15 protein-coding genes are annotated in these 17,791 nt (G+C 72.9%); 12 read left to right on the forward strand and 3 right to left on the reverse strand.

The genetic code is table 11. The features are described 5' to 3' along the window. Nucleotides 1-346: 346 nt before the first annotated feature. Complete coding sequence (locus ACIRYZ_RS20660) at nt 347-1,963, reverse strand: recombinase family protein (RefSeq protein ID WP_402946100.1); 1,617 nt, start codon at nt 1,961-1,963, stop codon at nt 347-349. Nucleotides 1,964-2,301: 338 nt separating this feature from the next. Here ACIRYZ_RS20660 and ACIRYZ_RS20665 point away from each other — a divergent pair, with 338 nt between their 5' ends. The 5 genes from ACIRYZ_RS20665 (at nt 2,302) to obgE (ending at nt 9,445) form a co-directional block, all read left to right on the forward strand. Further along, on the forward strand, nt 2,302-3,063 hold the full coding sequence (locus ACIRYZ_RS20665; protein WP_402946102.1) for a TIGR03936 family radical SAM-associated protein: 762 nt from the start codon (nt 2,302-2,304) through the stop codon (nt 3,061-3,063). 435 nt (nt 3,064-3,498) lie between these two features. Then, nucleotides 3,499-7,029 (forward strand): ribonuclease E/G, encoded by a 3,531-nt coding sequence (locus ACIRYZ_RS20670; protein ID WP_402946104.1) that lies wholly within the window; start codon nt 3,499-3,501, stop codon nt 7,027-7,029. A gap of 230 nt (nt 7,030-7,259) precedes the next feature. Then, complete coding sequence (rplU, locus tag ACIRYZ_RS20675) at nt 7,260-7,577, forward strand: 50S ribosomal protein L21 (protein ID WP_030233759.1); 318 nt, start codon at nt 7,260-7,262, stop codon at nt 7,575-7,577. A 14-nt stretch (nt 7,578-7,591) separates the two neighbouring features. Beyond that, nucleotides 7,592-7,849, forward strand: a complete 258-nt coding sequence (gene rpmA, locus ACIRYZ_RS20680) for a 50S ribosomal protein L27 (RefSeq protein ID WP_391489834.1) — start codon at nt 7,592-7,594, stop codon at nt 7,847-7,849. A 117-nt stretch (nt 7,850-7,966) separates the two neighbouring features. Further along, nucleotides 7,967-9,445: a GTPase ObgE gene (gene obgE / locus ACIRYZ_RS20685; protein WP_402946106.1), complete on the forward strand. Its 1,479-nt coding sequence runs from the start codon at nt 7,967-7,969 to the stop codon at nt 9,443-9,445. An 86-nt stretch (nt 9,446-9,531) separates the two neighbouring features. On the opposite strand, the gene ACIRYZ_RS20690 is transcribed toward obgE, so the two are convergent. Next, a complete protein-coding gene (locus tag ACIRYZ_RS20690; protein WP_402946108.1) occupies nt 9,532-10,299 on the reverse strand; it encodes a hypothetical protein in 768 nt (255 codons plus the stop codon). A 308-nt stretch (nt 10,300-10,607) separates the two neighbouring features. Between ACIRYZ_RS20690 and proB the strand changes: the two genes are divergently transcribed. From proB to ACIRYZ_RS20715, 5 genes are all read left to right on the forward strand, one after another. Further along, entirely contained in the window at nt 10,608-11,744 is a 1,137-nt protein-coding gene (proB, locus tag ACIRYZ_RS20695; protein ID WP_402946110.1) for a glutamate 5-kinase, read from the forward strand. A gap of 188 nt (nt 11,745-11,932) precedes the next feature. Next, nucleotides 11,933-12,457 carry a hypothetical protein gene (locus ACIRYZ_RS20700; protein WP_402946112.1) on the forward strand — a complete coding sequence of 175 codons (525 nt, stop codon included), beginning with the start codon at nt 11,933-11,935 and terminating at the stop codon, nt 12,455-12,457. 64 nt (nt 12,458-12,521) lie between these two features. Beyond that, complete coding sequence (locus tag ACIRYZ_RS20705) at nt 12,522-13,844, forward strand: glutamate-5-semialdehyde dehydrogenase (protein ID WP_393027727.1); 1,323 nt, start codon at nt 12,522-12,524, stop codon at nt 13,842-13,844. Nucleotides 13,845-13,934: 90 nt separating this feature from the next. After that, nucleotides 13,935-14,516: a hypothetical protein gene (locus tag ACIRYZ_RS20710; protein ID WP_402946114.1), complete on the forward strand. Its 582-nt coding sequence runs from the start codon at nt 13,935-13,937 to the stop codon at nt 14,514-14,516. 103 nt (nt 14,517-14,619) lie between these two features. Continuing rightward, a complete protein-coding gene (locus ACIRYZ_RS20715; protein ID WP_402946116.1) occupies nt 14,620-15,681 on the forward strand; it encodes a hypothetical protein in 1,062 nt (353 codons plus the stop codon). Between the two features lie 123 nt (nt 15,682-15,804). Here the strand turns inward: ACIRYZ_RS20715 and ACIRYZ_RS20720 are convergent, their stop codons facing one another. After that, complete coding sequence (locus ACIRYZ_RS20720) at nt 15,805-16,857, reverse strand: M48 family metallopeptidase (protein ID WP_402946118.1); 1,053 nt, start codon at nt 16,855-16,857, stop codon at nt 15,805-15,807. Between the two features lie 469 nt (nt 16,858-17,326). Between ACIRYZ_RS20720 and ACIRYZ_RS20725 the strand changes: the two genes are divergently transcribed. Further along, nucleotides 17,327-17,473 carry a hypothetical protein gene (locus tag ACIRYZ_RS20725; protein ID WP_380613790.1) on the forward strand — a complete coding sequence of 49 codons (147 nt, stop codon included), beginning with the start codon at nt 17,327-17,329 and terminating at the stop codon, nt 17,471-17,473. A gap of 152 nt (nt 17,474-17,625) precedes the next feature. Then, a complete protein-coding gene (locus ACIRYZ_RS20730) occupies nt 17,626-17,781 on the forward strand; it encodes a hypothetical protein (protein ID WP_355669510.1) in 156 nt (51 codons plus the stop codon). Nucleotides 17,782-17,791 lie beyond the last annotated feature (10 nt).

Below are 17,791 nucleotides of genomic sequence, written 5' to 3' on the forward strand. Positions count from 1 at the left end.
GTGTCCCCACCAGCACCGACTGACAAGATCAACACAAGACGCGAGGGTCCAAACTCAACCGCCGAGAAAGGGTCACGGTTCAACCGACGCCGACAAGATCGCCCGTGAAGAGATGGACGTTGAGGAGCGGATAAGGGGGAGAGCGTGACAGCCCAGCGCGCTGGCCTCCGAGCGTCGTCCGATCCGCGGGCGACGGCACCGGCTCCAGCGCGACGGACGGCGCTCCGGGCCCCGATCTATCGAGAGCGAGATCGTCATCGTGGACGATGAGGGCCACGAAGAGCCGTACGACTCGGCCAAGCACTGATCACCACAGCCCCCGCCGCGATGACGGGGGCTGTCGGCGTCAGAGCTTGCTCGCGAAGTCGTCCTCCTTGATGACCAGACGATCGCGGTAGTCCTTGGGGATCCTGAGCTTGAGGCGCACGGTGGGCTGCCGCTGGCCCGGGACCTTCGTGCGGGTGACCTTGCAGGTCACGCCCACGCGGAGCAGGTCGGCGGCCATGGCCTCCATGCCCCCTGCCTCCCAGTGCTCCCGGAAGGTCTTGCCGTTGGCTGCGTTGACCCACCGGTCCTGGGTGGACTCAGGGTCGATGGTCTCCAGCTCATCGATGAGCTGGTTCAGCGCCTCCTCCGCCTGCTCGCGGGTGAACGCAGTACGGGCAAAGCGCCCGCCGGGCTCCAGACCCTTCATGTAGTAGGAGACGGACTCCTCCAACTGCTTCTTCCTCTTCAGGGCCTCGGCTCCCTTGGCGTACTCCCGGACGAGTACCGGCTCATCGCCGAGCACCTTGAGTACGTCCTGTACGAGAGCGGCGTACACCCCGTCCGGGTCGTTCACCCCAGGACCGCCGCCCTTGCAGCCGCCGCACCGCATGTACTTGTACTGGACGCCCTTGGTCGTCGTGACCTGCACCGTGATGTTGGTGCTGCAGTCGTCGCACACGAAGACCCCGAGGAACTTGGTGGCGCCGCCCTCCTGCCGGGCGGGCTGGCTCTTCCCCCACTTGTCGAGGTCTTTCCCGAGCTGCGCGAACTGGTCCTCCGTGAAGACCGCCTCCGCAACCTTGATCGGCTTGCCGTCCTTCCCGAGGATCAGCTTCGACTTCCGGCCGACGCCGCTCTTGTCCTCCTCTACCCGGTACCCCATGAGGGCGGGGTTCCGGAGCCTCCGGAGGTGGGTGGACGTGGTCAGCCCCTCGGAGCCCGGCACGCCTGCGCGCTTGATGATCCGCACCTGGTGCGACGCGGAGATCTTCGACGCCCGGCGCCGACTCCAGTGCAGCACCTTGTAGGCGATCTCATCGATGGACAGGACGGTCCTGCCCTTCGCGTCCACGACCGTCTTGTAGCCGTAGGCCGGTTTGCCGACCAGCCACTCCTCCTGGGTCTTGGCGTAGTCCCACAGGCTGGTGACCCGGGTGGAGGTGTTGGCCGCCTCGATCTCCGCGATCCCGCCGATCAGCGTGATCATGACCTTCCCGACCACGGTGGTCAGATCGATCGCGTCGTTCTTGGAGACCAGGTTCTTCCCGTACTTGAGGCACCACTCGATCATGGTGCTGAGGTCCGAGAGGCGGCGTACGAAGCGGTCCAGCTTCCAGAACAGCAGGACGTCGAACTCTGGCGCCCGGTTGTTCAGCCAGTCCCCGAGCTGCTTGCGCTTCCACGGCGGGACCTTCGTGGCGCTCACGTTCAGGTCGCTCGCTACCCCGACGACCTGCACGCCCATGTCGCGGGCCAGCATTCGCAGGTCCAGCTCCTGGCGCACCGGCGACGTGGTCTCGTCCGTGAGAACGCTCAGGCGGATGGAGAGGAGAGCCCGCGGAGCGTCCTCGGGCAGGAGCGCCTCCGCCCGCTTCAGGTCCTTCAAGAGTTTGAGGTCCGCCGGCGACCACTCGGCGTCCACGTCGTACTGCTGCTGTCGCTGCGCCGATGCGGCGCGCTTCGCACCTCGTCCCATGTCACGGACGCTAGCGAGGTTTTTGGATTCGTGTCCATGTGGCCGCAGATGGACACCAACATCCAGATCGGCCCCACCGGCAAGAAGATGCTGCCGCTGACGGTCGTCAACAAGTAGGCGTCGTACACCCCTCGGCCCCCGTCCGGTGCGTTCCGGGCGGGGGCCGAGGGCTGTGGCTGACCTGGGGCGGAGCGAGGGGTGCGGCGGGGCGCGTACCCTTTGAGGTGACAGAGTCCGGGCAGTGGCGGGAATGAGCCGCGCCGGACGGGGACAATTGACTAAAGGACTGAGCGACCCTGGCACGCCGTACGCCCGACGGTCCGCCGCCCGCGCCGACGGTGCAGCGGATTCGTCTCCGCTACACCAAGCGCGGCCGGCTCCGCTTCACCAGCCACCGCGATTTCCAGCGCGCCTTCGAGCGCGCCCTGCGCCGGTCCGCCGTTCCGATGGCCTACTCGGCCGGCTTCACCCCGCACCCGAAGGTCTCCTACGCCAACGCGGCCCCGACCGGGGTGGCGAGCGAGGCGGAGTACCTGGAGATCGGTCTGGCCGCCGCGCGCGACCCCGAGCAGCTGCGGGCGCAGTTGGACGGCTCGCTGCCGACGGGCCTGGACGTGATCGACGCGGTCGAGGTCCGCACGCCGAACTTCGTGGAGCGCCTGGAGGCCTCGGAGTGGCTGCTCCGGCTGGACGGCGTCGAGCCGGCCGAGGCGGCCCAGGCGGTGGAGAAGTTCCTCGCCGAGGAGATGGTCGAGGTCGAGCGCCGGACCAAGAACGGCGTGCGGGTCTTCGACGCGCGGGGTGCGGTGGCCGCACTCGCGGTCGTCGAGCCGCAGGTCGACGGCAGTGCGGACACAGGCTCCGGAACCGGCCGCGATGTTCGGACCGGCCGTCCCTGTGCGATACTGCGCCTGGTAGTACGACACGCCACACCCGCCGTACGACCCGACGACGTATTGTCCGGTCTCCGTGCGACGGCCGACCTGGCGCCGCCGGTCCCCGCAGAGGTGACCAGGCTGGCGCAGGGGCCGCTCGACGAGGAGTCCGGCACGGTGACCGACCCGCTGGCGCTCGACCGCGCCGCGGCCCCGGCAGGCTGAGAAACGGCCGCCGGGCCGCGCGCTACCGCGTCCGCCTAGTGGGCGGAGGCCGGGTCCAGTGCCTCACTGGGCCCGACGGTCCTCCAGGGTTCCCGCGGCTCCCCAGGGGAGCGAGCGTCGTCGCAGCACAGGCAGGCCACTCGGGGCCCGCCGACCAGGACGGTCGGTGGGCCCGGGGCCCCGTCCGGGAGCCACCCGGGGTTGGGGGATGGCGCAGCTTGGGAAAACCTCAGAAGACTGGTCAGACCAGAAGACTTTCGACACCCCGCCGAGCGTGGGGCGCCGAGCGAGACTACGAGCCCCTGTGCGGCCTCGCGTCCGCGCGGCGGCACCGTCAAAGGGTCCGGCCCGAGCATCGTCGCGATGCCGGCCGCCCACTGGTGCCGTGCCGTGCCCGGATGTGGAGCCCGGGGGCCTGACGGGAGATCCACCCGCATGCTCGAGAACACCGATCCGCAGCAGGCTGCGGCCACGGAACAGAACGAAACCGCCGCGACCGGCGGCGAGGGCGCGTCCGCCGCGCCGCCGCGCCGTCGTCGCCGGGCGGTGTCCCGCCCGGCGGGCACCCCGCAGGGTGCGGCCGCCGAGGCGGCCGAGACGGTCCTGCCGGCCGAGACGCACGAGGCGCCCGCCGCGGCGGCTCCGGCGGCCGAGTCGGCCCCGGCGGCCGAGAAGCCGGTCCGGGCCCGCCGGACCCGCAAGCGCGCCGAGGCCCTGGCCGGTGCGCCGGAGGCGACCGCGATCATGGTCACCGCGCCGGCGGCCGACGAGGCCCCGGTGACGGAGAAGGACCAGCCGGCCGGGAAGGCCGCGAAGAAGGACGAGAAGGCGGAGAAGGCCGACAAGGCCGAGAAGGCGGAGAAGCCCGTCCGGGCCCGCCGCACCCGCAAGCGCGCCGAGGCCCCGGCCGGTGCCCCCGCCGCCGAGGCTCCCGCCGTCGAGGCCCCCGCCGAGGAGCCCGCCGCCGAGCCGGTGGCCGAGGAGGCCCCCGCCGCTCCGGCCCGCCGCGCCCGCCGCCGTCGCGTGGTCGAGGCCGCGCCGGTGGTCGAGGCCCCGGTCGAGGAGCCCGCCGCCGAGGAGGAGCCCGCCGAGGAGGAGGCCGTCCAGGCCCCCGCCACCGAGGCGCCCGCTGCCGCCGAGCCGGCCCCCGCCCCCGCTCCGGCCGCCGAGGCCGAGCCGCCCCACCGGGTGCGCCGCCGCGCGGTCCGCCCGGCCACCGCGATCTTCCAGGCCCCGGTCTTCCAGGAGCCCGCCCCCTACGTCGCGCCGCCCGCGCCGCAGCAGCCCGCCGCCGCCCCGGCGCCGGTCGAGGCCCCGGCCGCCGCCGAGCGCGGCGAAGAGGACGAGTACGAGTACAGCGGTGTCGGCCGCCGTCGCCGGGTCCGTACCCGGGTCGAGCCGTCCCGCCGCAAGCCGGTCGCCGCGGCGCCGGCCGCCGCGGCGAGGGTCGCCGCGGCGAGGGTCGCCGAGGCGCCGGTCAAGGCCCCCGTCGAGGCCCCGGCCGTCGAGGCGCCCGCCGTGGAGGCCCCCGCCGCCGCTCCCGAGACCGAGGGCGAGTGGGAGGAGGACGGTCGTCCGTCCCGCCGTCGCCGTCGCGGCGGCCGCCGCCGCCGCCGTGGCGAGGCCGAGGAGTTCGAGGCCGCCGAGACCGTGCAGCCCGCCGCCGAGGAGCCGGCCGAGGCCGTCGCCGAGGAGGAGGACGAGGAGGAGGAGGAGGACGACCTGGCCGCCGGCCTGTCCTCGTCGCGTCGCCGTCGCCGCCGTCGCCGCCGCAGCGGTGAGGCCGGTGCCGTCGAGACCGCCGAGACCACCGAGGACGGCGTCCGCACGGTGGTGAAGGTGCGCGAGCCGCGCCGCCGCTCCACCGAGCCGTCCTTCGACCCGGACGAGGTGCAGTCCATCAAGGGCTCGACCCGTCTGGAGGCGAAGAAGCAGCGCCGCCGCGAGGGCCGTGAGCTGGGCCGCCGCCGGGTGCCGATCATCACCGAGGCCGAGTTCCTGGCCCGCCGCGAGTCGGTCGAGCGCGTCATGGTGGTGCGCCAGAACGGCCAGCGGACCCAGATCGGCGTGCTCGAGGACGGCGTGCTGGTCGAGCACTACGTCAACAAGGAGCAGGCCACCTCGTACGTCGGCAACGTCTACCTGGGCAAGGTCCAGAACGTGCTGCCGTCGATGGAGGCCGCGTTCGTCGACATCGGCAAGGGCCGCAACGCGGTGCTGTACGCCGGTGAGGTCAACTTCGGCGCGCTGGGCCACGGCGGCCCGCGCCGGATCGAGTCGGTGCTGAAGTCCGGCCAGTCCGTGCTGGTGCAGGTCTCCAAGGACCCGATCGGCCACAAGGGCGCCCGCCTGACCAGCCAGATCTCGCTGCCCGGCCGCTACCTGGTGTACGTGCCCGAGGGCTCGATGACCGGCATCTCGCGCAAGCTCCCCGAGAACGAGCGCGCGCGCCTGAAGCAGATCCTCAAGAAGATCGTCCCGGACGACGCGGGCGTGATCGTGCGCACCGCCGCCGAGGGCGCCTCCGAGGAGGAGCTGACCCGCGACGTCCAGCGTCTCCAGCAGCAGTGGGAGGACATCCAGAAGAAGGCCGCGACCGGCAACGCCCCGGCGCTGCTGTACGGCGAGCCGGACATGACCGTCCGGGTCGTCCGCGACATCTTCAACGAGGACTTCACCAAGGTCATCGTCTCCGGTGACGAGGCGTGGACGACCATCCACGAGTACGTCTCCAACGTGGCCCCGGACCTCGCCGAGCGGCTCCAGCGGTGGACCTCCGAGGTGGACGTGTTCGCCACCTACCGGATCGACGAGCAGCTGATGAAGGCGCTGGACCGCAAGGTCTGGCTGCCCAGCGGCGGCTCGCTGGTGATCGACCGCACCGAGGCGATGGTCGTCATCGACGTCAACACCGGGAAGTTCGTCGGCCAGGGCGGCAACCTGGAGGAGACGGTCACCCGGAACAACATCGAGGCGGCCGAGGAGATCGTGCGCCAGCTGCGGCTGCGCGACCTCGGCGGCATCATCGTGATCGACTTCATCGACATGGTTCTGGAGTCCAATCGCGACCTGGTGCTGCGCCGCCTGCTGGAGTGCCTGGGCCGGGACCGGACCAAGCACCAGGTGGCCGAGGTCACCTCTCTGGGCCTGGTCCAGATGACCCGTAAGCGGGTCGGCCAGGGCCTGCTGGAGTCCTTCTCCGAGTCCTGCGTGCACTGCAACGGCCGCGGTGTGATCGTGCACATGGAGCAGCCGAGCACCCACGTCCACGCCCCGGCCGCGGTCGCGGGCGAGGTCTCGGGCGGCGGCAAGCGCCGTCGCCGGGGCAAGGGCGGGGTCGGCCACGAGGAGCCGCAGGCCATTGAGGCCGCGGTGGCCGAGGCGGTCGTGGAGGCCGCTGAGGCCGTGCTGGAGGCCGCTGAGCCGGTGCGCGAGGAGATCGAGGGCCAGCTGGCCCTGGAGGTCCCGGGCGTCGAGGCCCCGGCAGCCGAGATCGCGCCGGTGGAGGCCGCCCCGGTGGCCGAGGCCCCGGCCATCGCCCCGGCGGGCCGTCCCCGCCGCCGCGCGGTGCGCAAGGCGACGGCTCCGGCCGGCGCCCCCCAGGCCGCCGAGATCGTGGTGCTGCAGGCGAAGGCGGACGCGGCGCTGGAGGCGGCCCTGGCCGCCGCCGCCCCGGCCGCGGAGACCGCCGCCGAGGCGGTCGTGGAGGCCGTCGTCGCGGAGGCCGTGGTCGTCGAGACCCCGGCCGCCGAGCCCGCCGAGGCCCCGGCCGCGGAGGAGGCGCCCGCCGAGGAGGCCCCGGCGCCGAAGAAGCGGGCCGCCCGCAAGACCGCCGCGAAGAAGACCGCCGCCAAGAAGACGACCACGGCGGCCAAGAAGACCACCGCCCGCAAGACCGCGACCAAGCGGACGAGCGCGGCGGCCAAGAAGGCCGCGGCCGCCGAGGGTGATACGGCGGCCGAGTAGTGCCCGTGCCCGGGGGCGGGAGCCATCCCGCCCCCGGGTCGTACGGGCCGGTTTGCCCCTTGGGCGGCTGGTCCGTATTCTTGACCATCGGCGTGTCTACGCCACGCTCCCGAGCACATCACCTTCCCGAAGTCCCGCGTCCGCGCGGAGCGAACGGGAGGAGGCCCCTGTGTCCGTACCCAGGTGGCTGGCGTCGGGAGTTCCGACCGAGTTGGGAAAGTAGGTACCGCATGTACGCGATCGTTCGCGCAGGCGGCCGCCAGCACAAGGTCGCCGTCGGCGACGTGCTGGAGATCGACCGTATCGAGGCCAAGCCGGGTGACTCGGTGGAGCTCTCGACCATTCTGGTCGTCGACGGTGACGCCGTCACCTCCGACCCGTGGGTCCTGGCCGGCGTGAAGGCTCACGCCGAGGTGGTCGACCAGACCAAGGGCGACAAGATCGTCATCCTGCGCTACAAGAACAAGACCGGCTACCGCCGTCGTCAGGGTCACCGTCAGAAGCACACCGCGGTGCGCATCACCAGCATCGACTCGGTCAGCAAGTAAGGGGATAGCGAGATATGGCACACAAGAAGGGCGCAAGCTCTACCCGCAACGGCCGTGACTCGAACGCCCAGCGCCTTGGCGTGAAGCGCTTCGGCGGCCAGGTCGTCTCCGCCGGCGAGATCCTCGTCCGCCAGCGTGGCACCCACTTCCACCCGGGTGCCGGTGTCGGCCGTGGTGGCGACGACACCCTGTTCGCGCTGACCGCCGGTGCGGTGCAGTTCGGCAACCGTCGCGGCCGCAAGGTCGTCAACGTCGTGGCCGTCGAGGCCTGAGTCCGAGCGGACTCACGAGTCGCGTCAGACTCACACTGAAGGGTGGGCCGGAATGTTCCGGTCCACCCTTCGGCTTTAAGCAACAAGCAGGACTCATCCGCACTGGAGGCACATCCCATGACCACCTTCGTGGACCGCGTCGAACTCCACGTCGCCGCGGGTAACGGAGGCCACGGCTGCGCCTCCGTGCACCGCGAGAAGTTCAAGCCGCTCGGCGGACCGGACGGCGGCAACGGCGGCGAGGGCGGCAGCGTCGTCCTCACCGTGGACTCGCAGGTCACCACGCTGCTCGAGTACCACCACTCGCCCAAGCGCAAGGCCACCAACGGCAAGCCCGGAGCGGGCGGCAACCGCACCGGTGCCGAGGGCGAGGACCTCGTCCTGCTGGTGCCGGACGGCACCGTGGTGCTGGACCGCAAGGGCAACGTGCTGGCCGACCTGGTCGGGCACGGCACCAGCTTCGTCGCCGCCCAGGGCGGCCGCGGCGGCCTCGGCAACGCCGCGCTGGCCTCGGCCCGCCGCAAGGCCCCCGGCTTCGCGCTGCTCGGCGAGCCCGGCGAGGCCCGCGACATCGTGATGGAGCTCAAGTCCGTCGCCGACGTGGCCCTGGTCGGCTACCCGAGCGCCGGCAAGTCCTCGCTGATCTCGGTGCTCTCCGCCGCCAAGCCGAAGATCGCGGACTACCCGTTCACCACCCTGATCCCCAACCTCGGCGTGGTCACCGCGGGTGACACCGTCTACACCATCGCGGACGTGCCCGGCCTGATCCCGGGCGCCAGCCAGGGCCGCGGCCTGGGCCTGGAGTTCCTGCGGCACGTCGAGCGCTGCTCGGTGCTGGTGCACGTGCTGGACTGCGCCACCCTGGAGCCCGGCCGCGACCCGCTGACCGACCTGGAGACCATCGAGGCCGAGCTCGCCGAGTACGGCGGCCTGGACGACCGCCCGCGCCTGGTCGCGCTCAACAAGGTGGACGTGCCGGACGGCCAGGACATCGCCGACCTGACCCGGGCCTCGCTGGAGGAGCGCGGCTACCAGGTGTTCGAGGTCTCCGCCGCCTCCCGCAAGGGCCTGCGCGAGCTGAGCTTCGCGGTGGCGAAGATCGTCGCCGAGGCGCGCGCCGCCAAGCCGGCCGAGGAGTCCACCCGGATCGTGCTGCGGCCCAAGGCCGTGGACGACGCGGGCTTCACCATCACCGAGGAGGACGGCGCCTACCGCATCCGCGGCGTCAAGCCGGAGCGCTGGGTCCGCCAGACCGACTTCGCCAACGACGAGGCCGTCGGCTACCTCGCCGACCGGTTGGCCCGCCTCGGTGTCGAGGAGCAGCTGTGGAAGGTCGGGGCGCAGGAGGGCGACACCGTCATCATCGGCCCCGAGGAGAACGCCGTCGTCTTCGACTGGGAGCCGACCATGGCCGCCGGCGCCGAGATGCTCGGCCGCCGTGGTGAGGACCACCGCATGGAGACCCAGCGCCCGGCGGTCGACCGCCGCCGCGAGAAGCAGAAGGGCCGGGACGCGGCCGAGGCCGAGTTCCTCGCCTTCGAGGCGCTCTCCAGCGGCCGCCAGTCCGCCATCGAGGGCGACGACGAGGACTACTGAGTCGACCCGCTCGAAGCGGACGGCCCCGCCACCTGTCGAGGTGGCGGGGCCGTCCGTTTGTTCAGCCGTTCAGTCCTGGCGGAACGTCACTTCGTCCAGGCGGCCTGGAGCTTCAGCAGGTCGTTGAGGTCGGTGTAGCCGACGGCGACCGGGGTGTTGCCGGGGATGGAGATGATGGTGCAGCCCTTGGTCTCGGCGCCCTTGGTGACGCCCTGGAACTTCGCCCCGGTGCACTTGGGCAGTGGGTTGGCGGCGTTCATGACGTTGAGGCCCTTGTTGCCGGAGCTGTCGAAGAGGACGAACTTCGAGTCCGGGGCGGTGAAGGAGAGGCTGGCGTCCCCGAGGTTCTTCATGGTGTAGCTGACGTAGACCGGGGTGCGGCCGTCCAGCCCGGTGGTCGGGACCTTGGCGGCGGTGAGGTCCTGCAACGAGCCGACCTCGATGCCGGTGACGGTGATCTGCAGCTTGGTGGCGACGTTGGAGGTCTTGTCGGCGAAGTCGACGGTGGCCGGCTGGCCGACCTTCACGGTGGTGGCGGCCTGCGGAACCTTGCCGCCGCCACCGGCGCCACCGCCCGCCGCGCCGGCCGTACCAGCGCCGCCCGTGGCCGCGCCGCCGTTGGCGGCACCACCGGCTGCGGCACCGCCGGTGGCAGCGCCCGACGGGGCGGCGGTCGAGCCGCCGGCCGCACCGCCCGAGGCGGCACCCGTGGTCGCGCCGGTCTGGGCCGGGGCCGCACCGGTGGCGCCGCCGGTGGCGGCCGGGTCCGAGTTGTCCGGGCCGCAGGCCGCGAGCGAGAGGGCGGTGGCCGCCGCCAGGGCGGCGACGGTGAGCTTCGTGGTGTACGAACGCATGGTGCGCTTTTCTCCTGGGCATACGGCCGCGAACCGTTGCCGGCCTGCCCAGTGCGGCGCCGCCCGATGACAGGAAGGTCGAAGACGAGTGGGTACAGCGGGCAAGAAGCCGTCCCCCGATCTGGCTTTCGGTCAGGGACCATACCAGCCATCCGGATTGACGGCCGGGCTGTGGCGAGGTCGTGACCAGGCCGGGTCCAGCCGGTGAAACACCCTGCGGGAGGCCTGCGCGGATCGCGTAGATTTCGGGGTTGACGGCCGGGCGGCGCCCGCCGTACCCGCACCACACCGGAAGGGCGTACAGCGAGATGAGCGAGGACTCACTGCGGGAGGAGGTGCTGACCGCACGGCGGATCGTGGTCAAGGTCGGCTCCTCCTCACTCACCACGGCGGCCGGCGGCCTGGACGCCGACCGGGTCGACGCCCTGGTGGACGCGCTCGCCAAGGTGCGCGCCCGCCCGGACGCCCCCGAGGTCGTCCTCGTCTCCTCCGGTGCCATCGCCGCCGGGCTCGCCCCGCTCGGCCTGGACAGGCGCCCCAAGGACCTGGCCCGCCAGCAGGCCGCCGCCAGCGTCGGCCAGGGGCTGCTGGTCGCGCGCTACACCGCCTCCTTCGCCCGGTACGGCATCCGGGTCGGCCAGGTGCTGCTCACCGCCGAGGACGCCAGCCGGCGCGCCCACTACCGCAACGCCTACCGGACGTTGGACCAGCTGCTGGCGATGGGCGCGATGCCGATCGTCAACGAGAACGACACCGTCGCCACCGCCGAAATCAAGTTCGGGGACAACGACCGGCTGGCCGCCCTGGTCGCCCACCTGGTCCGGGCCGACCTGCTGGTCCTGCTCTCCGACGTGGACGGCCTCTACGACGGCGACCCGGCCAAGCCCGGCACCAGTCGGATCGGCGAGGTGCGCGGCCCGCACGACCTGGACGGCATCGAGATCGGCAGCGCGGGCAAGGCGGGCGTCGGCACCGGCGGCATGGTCACCAAGGTCGAGGCGGCCCGGATCGCCACCGGCGCGGGCATCCCCGTGGTGCTCACCGCGGCCAGCCACGCCGCCGACGCGCTGGCCGGACGGCCCACCGGAACGCTCTTCCTGCGCACCGGCAGCCGCACGTCCGACCGGATGCTCTGGCTGGCCCACGCCAGCAGCCCGCGCGGCGCCCTGCACCTGGACGCGGGCGCGGTGGAGGCGGTCGTCTCCGGCGGCGCCTCGCTGCTGCCGGCCGGGGTCACCAAGGTCGACGGGGAGTTCACCGCGGGTGATCCGGTGGACCTTCTTGCCGAAAACGGCCACATCGTGGCGCGCGGACTGGTCAACTTTGATGCAAGGGAGTTGCCCCGCCTGCTCGGCCGGTCCACCCGCGACCTGGCCCAGGAGTTCGGCGCCGCGTACGAGCGCGAGGTCGTCCACCGCGACGACCTGGTCGTTCTGCGCGGCTGACCGGCTGACCGGCTGACCGGCTGACCGGCCGATCAGCCGGCGTCGGCCGATCGGCGGAGCGCGGCCGGCGGGCCGCTCCGTACAGGAGCGGCCCTGCCGCGGGCGAGGAGGGGCGCAGCCGTACCGGTCGGCCGAAGGCCGACGGGGCCGGTGGGGACGACACGACATCGCCGAACAGGAGGCCGCCGGTGGAACGCAGGCGCGAGGCAGCGCTGACCGGAGGGACGGCGGGCCGACGGCTGACCAGTATCGACGGCGGCCGCGGGGACGGCCCCGCCGAGTCGGCCGGTCCGCCACCGCAGAGGCCCGGCGGAGTGCGCAGGCTGCGGCCGCAGCGTGCGGAGGCGGCGGACCCGCCCAGCGTGCCCGAGCAGGCGCGGCTGTGGCACGTGGTGCTGAGCGTGGCCGGGCAGGTCACCCCGCTGTCCGCCCTGCGTGCCTCGCTGGAGCGGCTGGCGCACGACCACTCGTTCTTCCTGACCGCGCGCTACGCGGCCGACCACGCCGAGATCCGGTACTGGGAGCAGGCCCGGGACCTGCACGACGCGGCGGCGATAGCGCTGCGGCTGTGGGGCGAGCACAAGGTCACCGCGAACCTGCCGCCGTGGGAGATCGTCGGGCTGGAGGTGGTCGACCGGGCGACGTACCGCAAGCGGGTGGCGGAGGGCTTCGGCGATCCGCCACCGCACCTGGGCGGCGTGCACCCCTACTGACCGGCCCTGTTCGGATGCCGAAACGGCGACGGGCGGGGCGGGCGCAGTCGCTACTCTTGGCGGCATGACCAGCGACCTCGCCACCGCCGACAGCCCCGTCCTCGCCGTAGCGCGCCGTGCCCGGGAGGCCGCCGCCGCGCTCGCCCCGCTGCCGCGCAGCGCCAAGGACGCCGCGCTGCTGTCGATCGCGGACGCGCTGGTCGCCCGCGCCGCCGAGATCGTCGCGGCCAACGCCGAGGACGTGGCCCGGGCCCGCGAGGCGGGCACGGCGGAGTCGGTGATCGACCGGCTGACGCTGACCGGGGAGCGGATCGCCGCGATCGCCTCGGACGTGCGCGACGTGGCCGGCCTGCCCGACCCGGTCGGCGAGGTGGTGCGCGGCTACACCCTGCCGAACGGTCTGGACGTGCGCCAGGTGCGGGTGCCGCTGGGCGTGGTCGGCATCATCTACGAGGCCCGGCCGAACGTCACGGCGGACGCCGCCGCGCTCTGCCTGAAGTCCGGCAACGCGGTGCTGCTGCGCGGCTCCGCCTCGGCCTACCGTTCCAACACCGCACTGGTCGCGGTGCTGCGGGACGCCGTCGCCGCGGCCGGGCTGCCCGCCGACGTGATCCAGCTGGTGCCGGGGGAGAGCCGGGACTCCGTACAGGAGTTGATGCGCGCCCGCGGCCTCGTCGACGTGCTGATCCCGCGCGGTGGCGCCTCGCTGATCCGCACCGTGGTCGAGGGCTCGACCGTCCCGGTGATCGAGACCGGCACCGGCAACTGCCATGTGTACGTGGACGCGCGGACCGACCTGGCGATGGCGGTCGGCATCCTGCTGAACTCCAAGGCACAGCGGGTCAGCGTTTGCAACGCGGCCGAGACCCTGCTGGTGCACCAGGACGTCGCGGACGACTTCCTGCCGCTGGCGCTGGCGGCCCTGGCCGAGGCGGGGGTGACCGTGCACGGCGACGAGGCGGTGCTCAAGGCCGCCGAGGGCAGCGCCGCCACCGTGGTGCCGGCCACCGACGAGGACTGGGGCGCCGAGTACCTCTCGTACGACCTGGCGGCGGCCGTGGTGCCCTCGCTGGACGCCGCCGTCGAGCACATCCGCCGCTGGTCCTCCGGCCACACCGAGGCGATCGTCACCACCTCGCAGGCCGCCGCCCGCCGCTTCACCCAGCTGGTCGACTCGACCACGGTGGCCGTCAACGCCTCCACCCGGTTCACCGACGGCGGTGAGTTCGGCTTCGGCGCGGAGATCGGCATCTCCACCCAGAAGCTGCACGCCCGCGGTCCGATGGGCCTGCCGGAGCTGACCAGCACCAAGTACATCGTCACTGGTGACGGGCATGTCCGCGGCGAGGCGACGCAGACTGTGGGCGGGGACGCGGACGCCCGCTGAACGCGGCGTGCGGGGGCGTCCGGCACGCGTGTGACGGACCAACTGCCGGGACCCACAGACAAATCGCCCGGCCGGTAATACGCTGAATCCGTGGCTGAGGATGTGGGGGGCTTGCCGTACCCCGACGGCGCCGACCACGGTGGTGCGGACGACGAGTTCGCCACCGTGGTCTTCGATGAGGCCTTCGTCCGGTCCGCCGCCGTGCACGAGCCGACGGCCAAGGAGCGGCAGCTCGCCGCGGCCGAGGCGCGGTTCGAGCCGGACACCGCGGGACCGGGTTGGGGCTATGACGTCCCGGCCGGTGACGGGTTGCCGCTGGAGCTGCGCCCGTACCCGAGCGGACTCGACGAGGACCACCTGTACCCCGACCCGTGGTCGGGCCCGGGCCGGGCGACCGGCCGCCGGACCCGACGGCGGTGGCGCCGCTACGATCCGGTGCGCGCCCGCGGCCGGTACGTGGCCCAGCAGCGCTGGCACCGGCCGGTGGCCTGGGTGCTCGCGGTGATCATGGGCGTGAGCCTGGTGGCGGTGGCGGTCGCGGCGATCTACCAGGGCGCGGGCGGTACCTCCGGCGCGCCCCGGCGCCCGGAGTCCGGCAGCAGCAGCACGGGGGTGGACCCGCGGCCCGCGCCGGCCGAACCGGCGCCGGTGGTCACGGCGCCGGCGGGCTAGTCGGAGCCGGGGGCGCACGCCCGGGGCGGGTGGCCGCGGAGCGTTCCCGGCAATCTGCGCAGGGGCTCTCGTAGCGGGCCGGGTGTACGCCTACCCTGGTGTCATGGGTGACCCGCGAGAGCCTCCTGAGGGTACGCCCGAGGGCGGTTCCGGAAACGAGGACGAATTCCGGTCCGTCGTGTTCGACGAATCGTTCGTGCGCGCTGCCCGGATCCAGGAGCTGTCCGCCCGGGAGCGGCTCGCGGGCTCCTTCGGCAAGGCCACCCGGGCCCGGGTGCGGCTCGGGCCGCTGGGTACCGTCCCGCGCCAGGCGCTGGCCCTGCTGCTGCTCATCCTGCTGGCCTTCGGGGCGGCGGTGTACTTCGGGGTGAACTCGCCGAAGGGCGTCCCGGCACGGCCCGAGGGCAGTCAAGTGACCGTCAGCCTGGTCGCGTTGAGCCCGGCCTCGGCCGTCCACCCGGTGACCGACCCGGCGAATCCGTTCGCCGCGCTGCCGCCCGGGTACGGCGAGGGGACGACCGGGCTGAACACCCCGACCGGGGCCGCCACCGAGCACTTCAGCCGGGTCGAGGCGACCAAGGCGCTGGACACCGTGCAGCGCTACCTGGTCGCCTCCTCGCTGGCACCGGCCGCGCTGGTGCAGGGCGCCACCGCGGACATACGGGCCTTCGTCACGCCCGGTGAGCAGGCCGGATTCGACGAGAGCGTCGCACAGCCGGTGGACGACCGGCACCACGCGCTGACCGGCTGGGTGGTCCGCTTCGACCCGGCGCAGGTCGCGCTGGCCTCCGACACCGTGAAGGTGGTCGGCGCGATGCGGATCGACGAGGCGGACAGCGGCACGCTGCAGATCACCACCGACCACACCTTCGTCTACGCGCTGAAGCCGGCCGGGGCCCCCGCCGGGGCGCCGGTCACCCTGGAGACCGTGCGGCGCGAGCTGACCTTCCAGTTCGACCGGGTGGACCTGGCGTCGGCGCAGCTGCGGCTGGTGGACTCGGTGGTGCAGGCCGGGCCGGCGCCGTGCACCGCCTCGATGGCGGGCTTCCTGCAGCCGGTGCTGGCCACCGTGCAGGGCACCGCGGTGGCGCCGCCCACGCCGGTCGACCCGGGCAACCACTCGCGGCCGGCCTGGCAGGTGTGCGGGGTGCTGGCGGGCGGCTGAGGGCCCCGGAAGGGACCGAGAGCGCTTGAGCCGGGTTGCGGGCCGCCCCGGATCGTGCCCCCGGAAGGCACGGCGGCCGGTGACCCGGACGGGGTCACCGGCCGCCGTGGTCCGCGTGCCGGGTCAGCTGTCGTCGCGGTCCGTGGCGGAGCCGCGGTTGCCGCCGGTGAAGGTGTCGCGCAGCTTGCCGCCGACCGTGGCGGCGCCGCCGGCCACGTCCCGCAGCAGGCCCATCAGCGGGTCCTTGCTCTCCTTCACCGAGGTCGTGTAGTGGTCGGCGGCGGCCTTCCACTGCTCGCCGACCGAGGTGTCCCGGTCGTCCGAGCGGCGCGGGTAGGCGCCGGCCAGGACCGAGCGGTACTCGTCGCTCTCCGCCCACTTCTTCAGCTGGGCGACCCGGACCACCGCGAACGGGTGGGTCTGCGGCAGCAGCTGGAGCAGCTTGAGCACGCCGTCGCGCAGGTCGCCGGCCCGCTCGTACTCCTCCGCCTGCTCCAGGAACGCGTCGACGTTCATCTCGGCCAGGTTGTGCCCGCCGGCCAGCTTCATCAGGGCCCGCATGGACGCCTGGAGGTCCTGCCCGGCCAGCAGGCCGGCCCGGTCGCTGGACAGCTCGGCCTTGCGGAACCACTCCTTGAGGGCGGTGACGAGGGCCATGATCGCCAGATTGCCGAGCGGCACCCAGGCGATCCGGGTGGCGATGTTGGTGAGGATCATCAGCATCGTCCGGTAGACGGCGTGGCCGGACATCGCGTGGCCGACCTCGTGGCCGATGACGGAGCGCAGCTCCTCCTCGTCCAGCAGCTCGACCAGGCCGCTGGTGATCACGATGATCGGGGTGTCGATGCCGATGGTGTACGCGTTGACCGTCGGGTCCTGGGTGACGTACAGGTCCGGCACCTGCTCCAGGTCGAGCACGTAGGCGGCGTCGCGCACCATGTCGTACAGCTCGGGGAACTGACGCTCGGACGTCTTCACGGCGGTGGCCAGGAACATCAGCCGGATCGCGCGCTCGGACACCAGCCCGGCGAGCTTCTTCAGGACGTCGTCGAAGCCCGACAGCTTGCGCAGGGCGACCAGGGCCGAGCGGTCGGCGGGGTGTTCCCAGGCCCGGGTGGAGATCTCGGGGAAGCGCTGGCGGCGCCGGCTCGGGCTCTTCTCGAACGTGTCGGTCATGGTCTGAGTACCTCCTGGTCGACGGCGGCCCCGGCGCGGTGCCGGCCCCCCGCTGCTCTTCGCCTGCAACGACTGTCTGTGCAACGTCCGTGGTTGCGTACTCGTCCCCGCGGCCAGCCTACGCGCGGGGCGGGCCGCGCGATCCCCGCCCCGAACCGAAGGGCCCGCCCCGAACCGAAGAGGCGCGCCGGGATTCCCGCCCCGAGCTGGAGGCGAGCGGGCGAGTCCCCCCGCCCCGAACCGAAGGGGCGCGCCGGTGCCGAAAGGGAGAAGCGACAAGCGAGGCACGAGCGCCGGAGTGCCGACCGTCGGCGCCGGGTCCGAGCGCCCCGGAGGTGAGCGGGCGAGTATCAGCGCGAGTCACAGGGGCCGGTGGGCGGCGCCGGTGTGAGGCGGGTTTACCCTGAATGCCCTGGAGAACCGAGACCGGATCCGGCCGCGGTACCGAGCAGTTCGAGGAGCCCCTCAGATGTCCACCGACACGCTGGTCAGCCTGGCCGCCCCCATCTCCGACGAGGCCGGCCCTGGCCTGTTCCTGCGGATCATCGTGATCGCGTCCTTCGTGGGGATCGGTCTGCTGGTCTGGATCATGGCCCGCGCCTTCCGCGGCCAGTAGGCGCCGCCTTCCCCGGGCCCGCTCACGCCCGGTCAGTGGCGGTGGGCCGCCGAGCGGTTGCCGCGTAACCCCCCGTACGATGACGGGTGGGCCCTCACCGGCCCGGAACAACCCCCAGGTCCGTTCACCGAGCCGAGAAGGTCCCGCCGACCATGAGCACTGCTGCCGCACTCCCCGTTCTGAACCTGCTCGCCGAGGGCGAGGGGGGCAACCACGACAGCCTGAACCCGGCCCTGACGGGTGGCGCCGCGCTGTTCATCCTGCTGCTCCTGCTCTTCATCACCACCCGTTTCAACCGGGACCGCTGAGCCCGGTCCA

Source organism: Kitasatospora sp. NPDC101155, assembly GCF_044768305.1.
Classification (GTDB): Bacteria; Actinomycetota; Actinomycetes; order Streptomycetales; family Streptomycetaceae; genus Kitasatospora.

Coding starts and splice junctions, on each gene's coding strand:
- ACIRYZ_RS20705 (WP_393027727.1), top strand. CDS start 12,522: ATGACCAGCGACCTCGCCACCGCCGACAGCCCCGTCCTCGCCGTAGCG.
- rpmA (WP_391489834.1), top strand. CDS start 7,592: ATGGCACACAAGAAGGGCGCAAGCTCTACCCGCAACGGCCGTGACTCG.
- rplU (WP_030233759.1), top strand. CDS start 7,260: ATGTACGCGATCGTTCGCGCAGGCGGCCGCCAGCACAAGGTCGCCGTC.
- ACIRYZ_RS20715 (WP_402946116.1), top strand. CDS start 14,620: ATGGGTGACCCGCGAGAGCCTCCTGAGGGTACGCCCGAGGGCGGTTCC.
- obgE (WP_402946106.1), top strand. CDS start 7,967: ATGACCACCTTCGTGGACCGCGTCGAACTCCACGTCGCCGCGGGTAAC.
- ACIRYZ_RS20725 (WP_380613790.1), top strand. CDS start 17,327: ATGTCCACCGACACGCTGGTCAGCCTGGCCGCCCCCATCTCCGACGAG.
- ACIRYZ_RS20730 (WP_355669510.1), top strand. CDS start 17,626: ATGAGCACTGCTGCCGCACTCCCCGTTCTGAACCTGCTCGCCGAGGGC.
- proB (WP_402946110.1), top strand. CDS start 10,608: ATGAGCGAGGACTCACTGCGGGAGGAGGTGCTGACCGCACGGCGGATC.
- ACIRYZ_RS20660 (WP_402946100.1), bottom strand. CDS start 1,963: ATGGGACGAGGTGCGAAGCGCGCCGCATCGGCGCAGCGACAGCAGCAG.
- ACIRYZ_RS20690 (WP_402946108.1), bottom strand. CDS start 10,299: ATGCGTTCGTACACCACGAAGCTCACCGTCGCCGCCCTGGCGGCGGCC.
- ACIRYZ_RS20670 (WP_402946104.1), top strand. CDS start 3,499: ATGCTCGAGAACACCGATCCGCAGCAGGCTGCGGCCACGGAACAGAAC.
- ACIRYZ_RS20720 (WP_402946118.1), bottom strand. CDS start 16,857: ATGACCGACACGTTCGAGAAGAGCCCGAGCCGGCGCCGCCAGCGCTTC.